At 71.5% G+C, this 11,413-nt stretch carries 9 protein-coding genes; 7 read left to right on the top strand and 2 right to left on the bottom strand.

Annotation, left to right across the window (positions count from 1 at the left end):
- Window positions 1-41 precede the first annotated feature (41 nt).
- The 5 genes from AB0F56_RS31065 to cseC all read left to right on the top strand — a co-directional run bounded on the left by AB0F56_RS31065 (window position 42) and on the right by cseC (window position 4,712).
- Entirely contained in the window at window positions 42-1,013 is a 972-nt protein-coding gene (locus AB0F56_RS31065) for an A/G-specific adenine glycosylase (protein WP_362015662.1), read from the top strand.
- 260 nt (window positions 1,014-1,273) lie between these two features.
- On the top strand, window positions 1,274-1,837 hold the full coding sequence (locus AB0F56_RS31070) for a SigE family RNA polymerase sigma factor (protein WP_362015665.1): 564 nt from the start codon (window positions 1,274-1,276) through the stop codon (window positions 1,835-1,837).
- Window positions 1,825-2,529, top strand: coding sequence for a hypothetical protein (locus AB0F56_RS31075; RefSeq protein WP_362015668.1), 705 nt, complete (start codon window positions 1,825-1,827; stop codon window positions 2,527-2,529). The genes AB0F56_RS31070 and AB0F56_RS31075 overlap by 13 nt, the downstream gene beginning before the upstream one ends.
- 78 nt (window positions 2,530-2,607) lie before the next feature.
- Window positions 2,608-3,312: a two-component system response regulator CseB gene (gene cseB / locus AB0F56_RS31080; RefSeq protein ID WP_362015671.1), complete on the top strand. Its 705-nt coding sequence runs from the start codon at window positions 2,608-2,610 to the stop codon at window positions 3,310-3,312.
- A gap of 56 nt (window positions 3,313-3,368) precedes the next feature.
- Window positions 3,369-4,712 carry a two-component system sensor histidine kinase CseC gene (gene cseC, locus AB0F56_RS31085; RefSeq protein ID WP_362015673.1) on the top strand — a complete coding sequence of 448 codons (1,344 nt, stop codon included), beginning with the start codon at window positions 3,369-3,371 and terminating at the stop codon, window positions 4,710-4,712.
- Window positions 4,713-4,782: 70 nt separating this feature from the next.
- Here the strand turns inward: cseC and AB0F56_RS31090 are convergent, their stop codons facing one another.
- Window positions 4,783-6,360, bottom strand: coding sequence for an MDR family MFS transporter (locus AB0F56_RS31090; protein WP_362015675.1), 1,578 nt, complete (start codon window positions 6,358-6,360; stop codon window positions 4,783-4,785).
- 162 nt (window positions 6,361-6,522) lie between these two features.
- On the opposite strand from AB0F56_RS31090, the gene AB0F56_RS31095 reads away from it, so the two are divergent.
- The gene (locus tag AB0F56_RS31095) at window positions 6,523-7,077 is read left to right on the top strand and encodes a helix-turn-helix domain-containing protein (RefSeq protein ID WP_362015678.1); all 555 of its coding nucleotides are present in this window, start codon (window positions 6,523-6,525) and stop codon (window positions 7,075-7,077) included.
- Window positions 7,078-7,091: 14 nt separating this feature from the next.
- On the opposite strand, the gene AB0F56_RS31100 is transcribed toward AB0F56_RS31095, so the two are convergent.
- Entirely contained in the window at window positions 7,092-7,805 is a 714-nt protein-coding gene (locus tag AB0F56_RS31100) for a M23 family metallopeptidase (RefSeq protein ID WP_362015680.1), read from the bottom strand.
- Between the two features lie 474 nt (window positions 7,806-8,279).
- Here AB0F56_RS31100 and AB0F56_RS31105 point away from each other — a divergent pair, with 474 nt between their 5' ends.
- A complete protein-coding gene (locus AB0F56_RS31105) occupies window positions 8,280-11,387 on the top strand; it encodes an NACHT domain-containing protein (protein ID WP_362015683.1) in 3,108 nt (1,035 codons plus the stop codon).
- The last annotated feature ends 26 nt before the right edge of the window (window positions 11,388-11,413 follow it).

The raw sequence follows: 11,413 nt of genomic DNA on the forward strand, positions 1-11,413 counted from the left end.
GGGCGTCGGACGTGTGCCGGACGTGCCAGGATCGGAGTGCGATGACTTCCACCGATGCCTCCTCCCCCGCGTCCACAGCCGTTTCCACCGCCGTGGCGGCCTCCGTGTCGACCGCGTTCGAAGCCCCGGCCGGCGCGGCGCCCGCCGCGCTGCACGGGCCCGTCCTCGCCTGGTTCGACCGGCACGCCCGCGACCTGCCCTGGCGGCGCCCCGAGGCGGGGGCGTGGTCCGTGATGGTCAGCGAGTTCATGCTCCAGCAGACCCCGGTCGTCCGGGTCCTGCCGGTGTACGAGCAGTGGCTGGCGCGCTGGCCGCGCCCGGCCGACCTGGCCGCCGACGCGCCGGGCGAGGCCGTCCGCGCCTGGGGCCGGCTCGGCTACCCGCGCCGCGCGCTGCGGCTGCACGCGGCGGCGGTGGCCATAACGGAGCGGCACGGCGGCGATGTGCCGCGCGAGCACGCGGCGCTGCTCGCGCTGCCCGGGATCGGGGAGTACACGGCGGCGGCGGTGGCCTCGTTCGCGTACGGGCAGCGGTATCCGGTCCTCGACACGAACGTGCGCCGGGTCTTCGCGCGGGCGGCGACCGGCGTGCAGTACCCGCCGAACGCCACGACCGCCGCCGAACGCAGGCTCGCCCGGGAGCTGCTCCCCGAGGACGAGGGCACGGCGGCGCGCTGGGCGGCGGCCTCGATGGAGCTGGGCGCGCTGGTGTGCACGGCGAAGAACGAGGACTGCGCGCGGTGCCCGATCGCCGACCGGTGCGCGTGGCGACTGGCCGGAAAGCCCGCTCACGACGGGCCGCCCCGGCGCGGACAGACGTACGCGGGCACCGACCGCCAGGTGCGCGGCCGCCTGCTCGCCGTGCTGCGGGACTCGGCGGGCCCTGTGTCACAGGCCGCCCTCGACGCGGTCTGGGACGAGCCGGTGCAGCGCGCCCGCGCCCTCGACGGCCTGGTCGCGGACGGCCTGGTGGAGCCCCTGGAGAACGCGGAGTACCGCCTGCCGCAGGGGTGAGGCCGGAGCGGGCCCGTGCCTCCGCGCGGGCCGGGACGCGGTCGAACCGGCTCAACACGAACAGGCGGCACCCGAACCCGGGACCCACCCCGCACCCACCCCGCCGAGCCCCGCCCTATACCCACTCCAGCGCCCTGTTACACAACCGATGGACAGCCGTGCGTCCGCCGACGGCTGGGGCGCACAACCTCGTGACAACAGCTCCGTAGCGTCATCGACGTCAAGCAAACGAGCTGGTCACGGGGATGGAGGCGGTCGGTATGTCGCACGGCGAGGTGCTCGACTTCGAGGAGTACGTACGGACTCGGCAGGACGCGCTGCTGCGCAGTGCCCGCCGGCTCGTGCCCGACCCGGTCGACGCCCAGGACCTCCTCCAGACCGCTCTCGTCCGGACGTACGGCCGCTGGGACGGCATCGCGGACAAGTCGCTCGCCGACGCCTACCTCCGCCGGGTGATGATCAACACCCGGACCGAGTGGTGGCGGGCGCGCAAGCTCGACGAGGTCCCCACCGAGCAGCTGCCCGACGCGTCCGTCGACGACGCCACCGAGCAGCACGCCGACCGCGCGCTCCTCATGGACATCCTCAAGGTACTCGCCCCGAAGCAGCGCAGCGTCGTCGTCCTGCGGCACTGGGAACAGATGAGCACGGAGGAGACGGCCGCCGCGCTCGGCATGTCGACGGGTACGGTGAAGTCCACGCTCCACCGCGCCCTGGCCCGACTGCGCCAGGAACTGGAGAGCCGTGGCGTCGAGGACGCCCGTGCTCTGGAGCGCTCGACCGTACGACGTCACGAACGGGGGCAGGACCGGTGCGCGGCCTAGGCGCCAGAATCGACGGCGACGACGGGCCCGGCGGCCCGCGCCGCCGGACCTTCACGGCGGCGAGCATCACGGCGGTGGCCGTGCTCGCCGCCGTCGCCGTGCTCATGACCGCCTGCTCCACCGGCGGTACGGGCTCCCGGGACGAGGGCGCCGCCCGTACGGACGAGGTGGCCTCGGCCGTCCCCGCGCCGACCTCCCCCTCCCCCTCCTCCGGTCAGATGCCCGCCAAGCGGGTCGACCCGATCGCGCTGCTCAAGGCCGACCCGAAGATCGGCTCGCGGCTGAAGGACGATCTGAAGCCCTGCGTCGCCGACCAGTACCCCGTGGACACCTCGTACGGGAACCTGACGAACGGGACTTCGCCCGATGTCGTCGTCAACGTGATGACCTGCGGTGACGCCGTCGGTATCGGCACGTTCGTGTACCGCGAGAACGGCGACGGCTACAAGAACGTCTACATGGTCGAGGACGCGGCCGTGTACGCCACGATCGACCGGGGCGACCTGGTCGTGACCAAGCAGGTGTACGCGAAGGGCGACCCGGTGGCCTACCCCTCCGGCGAGGACGTGATCACGTACCGCTGGTCGGGCAGCAAGTTCACCCAGCACGACTGGGTGCACAACGACTACAGCCGCGCGGTCGGCGACGGGGGGCTCGACGTCCCGCCGACGCCCGAGCCGAGCGGCAGCTGAACGAGAGCCCGGTTGAACGGGAGCCGCGGTGGAACAAGAGCCGCGGTGGGACGAGAACGTGAAGTGAGAGGGCGCGCGATGGCCGAGACCCATGTGCTGTTCGTCGAGGACGACGACGTCATCCGCGAAGCCACCCAGCTGGCGCTGGAGCGGGACGGCTTCGTGGTGACCGCCATGCCCGACGGCCTGTCGGGCCTGGAGGCGTTCCGGGCGGACCGCCCCGACATCGCGCTGCTCGACGTGATGCTGCCCGGCATGGACGGCGTGAGCCTGTGCCGCCGCATCCGCGACGAGTCGACCGTGCCCGTGATCATGCTCTCCGCGCGCGCCGACTCCATCGACGTCGTCCTCGGCCTGGAGGCCGGGGCCGACGACTATGTGACCAAGCCCTTCGACGGTTCCGTGCTCGTGGCCCGGATCCGGGCCGTGCTGCGCCGCTTCGGCCACGCCGGCGGCCCGGCGCCCGGCGACGCGGGCGAGGACGACGGGCCGGAGGGCGGCCTGCTGGTCTTCGGGGACCTGGAGGTCGACACCGAGGGCATGGAGGTCCGCAGGGGCGGCGCGCCCGTGGGCCTGACGCCGACGGAGATGCGGCTGCTACTCGAGTTCTCGTCCGCGCCGGGCACGGTCCTGTCGCGGGACAAGCTCCTGGAGCGGGTCTGGGACTACGGCTGGGGCGGCGACACCCGGGTGGTGGACGTCCATGTGCAGCGGCTGCGCACCAAGATCGGCCAGGACCGGATCGAGACGGTCCGCGGCTTCGGCTACAAGCTCAAGGGATGACGCAGGGGATGACGCAAAGGATGACCTCCGCCGATGTGTGAGAAGCAGGTCGGCAGGTGAGGCCGCCGGCCCTCCGTACCGGTGTGCGCTGGAAGATCGCCGTCGCCATCGCGGCCGTCGGCGCGCTCATCGCGGTCACGCTCAGCCTGGTCGTCCACAACTCGGCGCGCGTCTCGATGCTCGACAACGCGCGCGAGGTGCAGATGGAGCGGCTCCTCTTCGCGCAGCGGATGTACGAGAGCTCCAAGCCGAAGGAGCCCCGGTTCGGCACCAAGATCAACGACCCGATGCTGCCGCCCCAGCTCGACCAGCTGATGCGCGACAAGCGGCGCGGCACGTTCGTCCAGGAGCACAGCCACGGCGGTCCGCCGGACGTCTGGGCGGCCGTGCCGCTCGCCAACGGCGACGTGCTGTCCCTGCACATCCCGTTCGCCGACCGCAGCGCGGCGATCATGAAGGATCTCGACCGCGCCCTGATCATCGGCTCCGTCTCCGTCGTCTTCGGCGGCTGCGCGCTCGGTGTGCTCATCGGCGGCCAGCTCTCGCGCCGGCTCCGCAAGGCCGCCGCCGCGGCCGGCCGGGTCGCGCAGGGCAATACGGACGTACGGGTACGGGACGCGATCGGCGGAGTCGTCCGCGACGAGACCGACGAGCTGGCCCGGGCCGTGGACGCTCTGACCGACGCGCTCCAGGAGCGGATCGAGGCCGAGCGCCGGGTCACCGCCGACATCGCGCACGAGCTGCGCACCCCGGTGACCGGGCTGCTCACGGCGGCGGAGCTGCTGCCTCCGGGGCGCCCCACCGAACTCGTACGGGACCGGGCGCAGGCCATGCGCACGCTGGTCGAGGACGTCCTGGAGGTCGCCCGCCTCGACAGCGCCTCGGAGCGCGCCGAGCTCCAGGAGATCGCCCTCGGGGAGTTCGTGGAGCGCCGGGTGCGGGCGCTCGACCCGGAGGCGGTCGTGCACGTGGTGCACGAGTCCTGGGTGAGCACGGACCCCCGGCGCCTGGAGCGGATCCTCGGCAACCTGCTGGCCAACGCGGCCAAGCACGGCAAGCCCCCGGCGGGGGCGGACGGGCCCGCGCGGCCGGTCGAGGTCACGGTCGAGGGCCGGGTGGTACGGGTCCGGGACCACGGCCCCGGCTTCCCCGAGGCGCTGCTGCGCGAGGGCCCGAGCCGGTTCCGTACCGGTGCGAGCGACCGCGCGGGGCACGGCCACGGGCTCGGCCTGACGATCGCGGCGGGGCAGGCCCGGGTCCTCGGGGCCCGGCTGACCTTCCGCAACGCGGCTCCGGAGGGCACGCCGCGGGGGGCGGGCGGCGCGATCGCGGTGCTCTGGCTGCCGGACCACGCGCCGACGAACACGGGGAGCTTCCCGATGATCAACTTCGCGGACTGACGACTGTAGACGCGTGAGAGGGCCCCGGCACCTGTGGTGTGCCGGGGCCCTCCCCTATGTACAGCCTTCGTCAGACCGTCTCGGCGACCTTCGCCTGTTCGCCGTCCGTGGCCTGCGGCTTCTTCGCCTCCGGTCCGGCGCCGCGCAGGGCGACCTCCTTGACCAGGAAGGCGAGGACGAAGCCGACGACCGCGATCGCCGCGCCGACCAGGAAGGCCGAGTGCGTACCGGCGGCCACCGCGTGCTGGTACGCCTCGCGCAGCGCCTCCGGCAGCTTCGCGAGGGAGGCCGCGTCGAGCTGGGCGGACTGCTGGGTCAGCTCCGAGCCGCCGCGCGACGCCATCTCGTCCTGGACCCGGCTCGTGAAGAGCGCGCCCATGATCGCGACGCCGAAGGAGGAGCCGAGGGTGCGGAAGAGCGTGGTCGAGGAGGAGGCGACGCCCATGTCCTTCATCTCGACGCTGTTCTGCGCGACGAGCATCGTGATCTGCATCAGGAAGCCCATGCCGGCGCCGAGCACCGCCATGTAGACGCCGGAGGTCAGGCGGGAGGTGTCGGTGTCCATCTGCGCGAGCAGGAACAGGCCGATCACCATCAGGGCCGTACCGATGATCGGGAAGATCTTGTACTTGCCGCTGTTGGTGGTGATCCGGCCGGAGATCAGCGAGACGACCATCATCGCGAGGAGCATCGGCAGGAGCAGCAGACCGGAGTTGGTCGCGGAGGCGCCCTGGACGGACTGCTGGAAGAGCGGCAGGAAGAGGACCGCGCCGAACATCACGAAGCCGGTGAGGAAGCCGATCACCGACATGAGGGTGAAGTTGCGGCTGCGGAAGATGTGCAGCGGGACGACCGGGTCGGCGGCGCGGGTCTCGGCCCAGAGGAACGCGGCGAGCGCGAGGACACCGGTGACCGAGAGGCCGACGATGGTCGCGGAGCCCCAGGCGTACTCCGTACCGCCCCAGGTGGTGACCAGGACGATCGCGGTGATGCCGACGGTCAGCAGCCCGGCGCCGAGGAAGTCGATCCGGGTGGAGCGGTCGCGCTCCTTCTTCGGCAGGTGGAGCACGGCGGTGACCATCGCGAGGGCGACGGCGCCGAGCGGCAGGTTGATGTAGAAGGACCAGCGCCAGCCCCAGTGGTCGGTGATGGTGCCGCCGACCAGCGGTCCGCCGATCATGGCGAGGGCCATCACGCCGGCCATCATGCCCTGGTACTTGCCGCGCTCACGGGGCGGGATCAGGTCGCCGATGATCGCCATGACGCCGACCATCAGACCGCCGGCGCCCAGGCCCTGGACGGCGCGGAAGCCGATGAGCTGGCCCATGTCCTGGGCCATGCCGCTGAGCGCCGAGCCGACCAGGAAGATCACGATCGAGGTGAGGAAGACGCTCTTGCGGCCGAACATGTCGCCGAGCTTGCCCCAGATCGGGGTGGAGGCGGCGGTGGCCAGGGTGTAGGCGGTCACGACCCAGGAGAGGTGCGCGAGGCCGCCGAGCTCGCCGACGATGGTCGGCATCGCGGTGCCGATGATCATGTTGTCGAGCATCGCGAGCAGCATCGCGATCATCAGGGCGAGGAGGACGACGCGGACGCTGCGCGGCTGCTCCGTCTCCGGCGCCGTCTTGGCTTCTGGTGTGGTGGTCATGTCGTCCGCTGCTCCCGTGTCCCCTGCTCCCGACGCCCGCCGGGTGCTACCGACGCCCGCCGGGGTGCTTACTTGCCGACCGGCTAGTTACTACACTGGGGAAGGTAGACCCGTAACTAGCCGGGCGTCAAGTAAGTAAGAGCGTGTGGGAGCGAGCAGACCATGGCCAGAGGCAACACCCGCCAGCGCATCCAGGACGTGGCGCTCGAACTCTTCGCCGAACAGGGGTACGAGAAGACCTCGCTGCGGGAGATCGCCGAGCGTCTCGACGTCACGAAGGCGGCGCTGTACTACCACTTCAAGACCAAGGAAGACATCCTCATCGGGCTCTTCCAGGACCTCACCCGCCCCATGGACGAGCTGATCGAGTGGGCGCGGACCCAGCCGCGCACGCTGGAGACCCGCCAGGAGGTACTGCGCCGCTACCAGCACGCGCTCCTCGACGCGGCCCCGCTCTTCCGCTTCATGCAGGAGAACCAGGCCACGGTACGGGAGCTCAGCATCGGACTCACGTTCAAGGAGCGCATGATCGAGCTGACGGGCCTGGTGCAGGAGCCGGACTTCGCGATGGTCGACCGGGTGAGGTGCGTGAGCGCGATCTTCACGCTGCACGCGGGCACCTTCTTCATGCAGAACGTCGAGGGCGACACCGAGGAGAAGCACGAAGCCGTCCTCGAGGTCGCCCTCGATCTGCTGAGCCAGGCGCATCACGCCTGATCACAGTCTGTATGTCAGATGGTGACGCCCACCGAACGCAGGAACGCGGCCGGGTTGAGGGCGGAGCCGTAGTTCGGGGTCGTACGGATCTCGAAGTGCAGGTGCGGGCCGGAAGAGTTGCCGGTGTTGCCGGACAGGGCGATCTTCTGGCCGGCGCCGACCTTCTGGCCGACGTGGACCTGGATCTTCGACAGGTGCGCGTACTGCGAGTACTTGCCGTTGGCGTGCTTGACGACGATGGCGTTGCCGTACGCGGGGCCGTCGCCGCCGCCGTTCGGGCCGGCCTTCACGACGGTGCCGGCGCCGGCGGCCTTGACCGGGGTGCCGGTCGGGACGGCGAAGTCCTGGCCGGAGTGCTTGTGGGCCCACATGGCGCCGCCCTGGTTGAAGCTGGCGCTCAGGGTGTAGCCGCCGACCGGCTTGACCCAGGAGGGGGCCTTCTTGGCGGCGACCGGCGCGGCCTTGACCTTGACCACCTTGGCGACGGCCGCCTTCTTCGCGGCGGCGGCCTTCTGGGCGGCCGCGAGCTGGGCGGTGGCGGCGTGAGCCTGGGCGTCGGCCTGCGCGGCGACGGCAGCGGACGCACCGGTCGCGGCAGTCGCGATCGGGGCCTTGCCCTCGGCGGCGAAGGCGGACCCTGCTCCGGCGACCAGCGACACTCCCAGACCCGCGGTGGCGAGAGCGACGGCGGTGACTCGGGCGGCGGGGTTCATAACGCGCTTCGACATACGGGGGAAAACCTCCGGACAGAAAGGGACCCGACGCGAGCGGTGCGCCGGGCGGGCTTGCTCATCCTTGGTAACCCGGACCCCCATCCGGCGTAAACCACCCCATCTACGACATTGCGTCGTAGCGGCGGACGGGGAAGTTCAGCCCTTGACGAGCCGGGGCCGCACCTTCGGAATCGGACATACCGACACAAGAGAACTGGTTTATCCGCACGTCGGACTCGCCCGAAACCGTCCATCAGGCCCCTCCGCGCACGGTTCGGGTGGCCTCGGGACCAAAGTCCCGGGGTCGGCGCCCTGAACGTCCCGAAAGAGCACCAAACGCCACCACTATTCCGTCTAGTACCCCTCGAAACGCCTGTGCGCCTTGTCACGGCGCCGCCCCCGCCAATGGGACCTGGGTCACGCAACCGAGGCCTTCTGGATCACGTCCGGGACTACGCTGACGCCGTCGGGCACCAAAGGGGGACACCAATGGATCCGTCAGTCATCGGCACGCGCCTCGCCTCCGCGGCGATGGCCCCGATCCTGAAGAAACTGCTGGTCAGCGACGGTCCGGGAGCCGGCCTGCCGGGCGCGGCCCGGCGCATCCGGCTCTCGGGGCTGGTCTCCTTCCGCGGCGAGAGGCGCACGCTGACGGAGAAGGACGTCCGCAAGCTCGCGGCGACGCTCGTCGAGCGCGCGGTGGCGGGCCCCGGCGAGCCGCCGTTCCCGGCGGACGAGACCGAGGCCCTCACCGACACCCTGGCCGCGACCCTGCTCGCGCTCGGCGACCTCGACATGGACGACGTCCAGGCCGTCCACCTGGGCACCACGGCCCTTGCCAAGCGCCTGCGCGCGGCGGCCCCGGCCCCGGACGGCCTGTCGACGGACTCCGTCCACTTCCTCGGCTCGCTGACGGAGTGGGCCTGCGTCCACATCCTGGAGTTCTTCACCCAGCGCTCCACCTTCGTGCCCCGCTCCCTGGTCGAGCAGACCCGCGGGCAGGCGGAGCTGAACGCCAAGGTCGACGAGGTCATCCGGCGCACGCCCCGGGTGGACGCGCGGGACGCGGAGTTCGAGCGGCGGTACCTGGCGCATGTCGCGAGGAAGCACGGGAGCCTTCAGATCTATGGGGTGGACCTGGAGGGGGCTCCGGAGAAGTGGCCGCTGGACGTGGCGTATCTGTCGCTGGAGGCGACGGGGGCGTTGGCCGGGGGAGCGTTACGCACGGAGCTGGACGCGTTGGCAGCCGCCGGCGACCGCCTCTCCCAGCTGACCGACCGTGCCGCCGCGCTACCTGTCGCGGGGGGCGCCCCGACCGGCCCGGATGCAGCTGCCGTGCTGTCGGAACTGACCACGGCGGCGGCCGAGCATCGCCAAGCCATAAGCGCCGTCGCCGACCTTGCGGTCCGCTCCGCAGCCGGCGGCCGCGCCGACCTCGCCCTCACTCGCCACGACAAGGTGCTTCTCCGCGGCCTCGCCGGCTCCGGGAAGACCACGCTCGTCCAGTGGCTGGCCGTCTCGGCCACCCGCGAGGACCTCGCGGACGACATGGCGTACCTCCGCGACCGCATCCCCTTCGTCCTCCCCCTCCGCACCCTCACCCGCCACGGCGAGCGGCTCCCCACCCCCGACCGCTTCCTCTCCGCCGTCGACTGCCCGCTCTCCCCGCCCGAGGGCTGGGCGGACCGTGTCCTCGCCGCCGGGCGCGGCCTGGTCCTCGTCGACGGCATCGACGAGATCCCCGAGGCGGAGCGCGAGCGCGCCCGCCGCTGGCTCCGCGACCTCCTGGACTCCTACGACGGCAACCGCTGGCTCGTGACTTCCCGGCCCAGCGCCGTACGCGACGACTGGCTGACCGCCGACGGCTTCGCCGAACTCACCCTCGCCCCGATGACGACCGCCGAGGTCACCACCTTCGTACGCCGCTGGCACCAGGCGGCAGGGCCGGAGGCCGCACCGTACGAGCAGCCGCTGCTCGACGCCCTACGGACCACGTCCGACGTCGCCCAGCTCGCCACCAACCCCCTCATGTGCGGTCTGATCTGCGCCCTGCACCGCAGCCGCCGGGGCTTCCTGCCGCGCGGCCGGAAGGCCCTCTACGACGCCGCTCTCTCCATGCTCCTCACCCGCCGGGACCGCGAGCGGGACATGGGCACGCCGTACGGGATCGAGCTGGGCGAGGCCCCGCAGATCCAGCTGATCCAGCGGATCGCGTACTGGCTGACGCTCAACGGCCGCACGACGATGGACCGTTCGCACGCGGAATCGGTCGTACGGGAGGCGGTGCCGGCCATCACCGAGGCGTCCGGGCACGCCCCGGACCGGGTCTTCACCCACCTCCTCCAGCGCAGCGGCCTTCTCCGCGAACCGACCGCCGACACGGTCGACTTCGTGCACCGCACCTTCCAGGACTACCTCGCGGCGAAGGCCCTCGTGGACCGCTGGGACATCGGCGTCCTGGTCCAGCACGCGGCCGACGACCAGTGGGAGGACGTCATCCGCATGGCCGTCGGCCACGCGCGCCCGCGCGAATGCGCGGAGATCTTCGAGGAGTTGCTGCGCGCGGTCGACGCGGCGCCTGACCGCCGCACCCGGCTGCGGATCCTGGTCGTGGCGGCGACTGCCCTCGACCATGCGACGGAGGTGGCACCGGAGACCCGGGATCGGGTCCTGCGCCGGACGGCGGCGATCATCCCGCCGTCCGGGCCCGACGAGGCGCGGGAGCTGGCATCGGCGGGCCGGACGGTCCTGGACCTGCTGCCGGGGCCGGAGGGGCTGAACGAGCTGGAGGCGCAGATGGCCGTGGTGACGGCCTCCCACATCGAAGCCGACTCGGCCCTGCCGTACCTAGCCCGGTTCGCCGACCATCCGAACATCCTGATTCGCTCCCAACTCATGTGGGCCTGGCGCCGGTTCGACACACGTGCGTACGCCGACGATGTCATCGCCCGCCTCGACCCGACCGACCTGTTCTTCACCGTCGGCTCCGACGAGCAGGCCACGGAACTCGCACGACTGGGACTTCGCCCCACCTGCCTCGACCTGCGCTCCACCCTCTCCGAGGAGGGGCTGGTGGCGCTCGCTCCCTTGCTCGCCGAGGCACGGGACCTGAACATGTCCCAGTGGAACTCGTGGTCAGCCACGACCTGCCTCAACTCAGACAGCCTGCACCGTCTCATCGCCTCCGTCGCCCCGGACGAGGGTTTCGACTCGCTCGCCCAGCTCCCGACGCTGCGGGTGATCATCCTCCGGCAGGCTCACCTGCTGACACATCGGGACTGGCGCGGAATCGCGTCCCTCAGCGGAGTACGCAGTCTCCACGTGCGGGCCTCGACGCTCCTCGACATCCCCGCCCGCCTCCAGCTACCGCAGATCGACGAGCTGAGGCTGTATCTGGCCGAAGCCGACGCGCCCTTCGACAAGGTGGCCGAGGTCTTTCCCGGTCTTGAAATGCTCTCTCTGCGACAGGGGCCACTTGATGGGGCGCGGGACGTGGCTCCCCTGGCTGGCCTGCAACACCTGACCCTCATCAGCGGCAGAGGCATCGCTTTCACCGGCACGGAACACCTCGCCCCCAACATCCAAGTCCGCACATGAGCTGACCGCCCCCGCCCACCCCCGAT

The sequence above is a fragment of the Streptomyces sp. NPDC026092 genome, from assembly GCF_040638605.1.
In the GTDB taxonomy this organism is placed as follows: Bacteria; Actinomycetota; Actinomycetes; order Streptomycetales; family Streptomycetaceae; genus Streptomyces.

Bases quoted from the DNA above. Each gene is read 5' to 3' on its own strand.
- AB0F56_RS31095 (WP_362015678.1), top strand. From the start codon at position 6,523: ATGGCCAGAGGCAACACCCGCCAGCGCATCCAGGACGTGGCGCTCGAA.
- AB0F56_RS31105 (WP_362015683.1), top strand. From the start codon at position 8,280: ATGGATCCGTCAGTCATCGGCACGCGCCTCGCCTCCGCGGCGATGGCC.
- AB0F56_RS31100 (WP_362015680.1), bottom strand. From the start codon at position 7,805: ATGTCGAAGCGCGTTATGAACCCCGCCGCCCGAGTCACCGCCGTCGCT.
- AB0F56_RS31065 (WP_362015662.1), top strand. From the start codon at position 42: ATGACTTCCACCGATGCCTCCTCCCCCGCGTCCACAGCCGTTTCCACC.
- AB0F56_RS31070 (WP_362015665.1), top strand. From the start codon at position 1,274: ATGTCGCACGGCGAGGTGCTCGACTTCGAGGAGTACGTACGGACTCGG.
- AB0F56_RS31090 (WP_362015675.1), bottom strand. From the start codon at position 6,360: ATGACCACCACACCAGAAGCCAAGACGGCGCCGGAGACGGAGCAGCCG.
- cseB (WP_362015671.1), top strand. From the start codon at position 2,608: ATGGCCGAGACCCATGTGCTGTTCGTCGAGGACGACGACGTCATCCGC.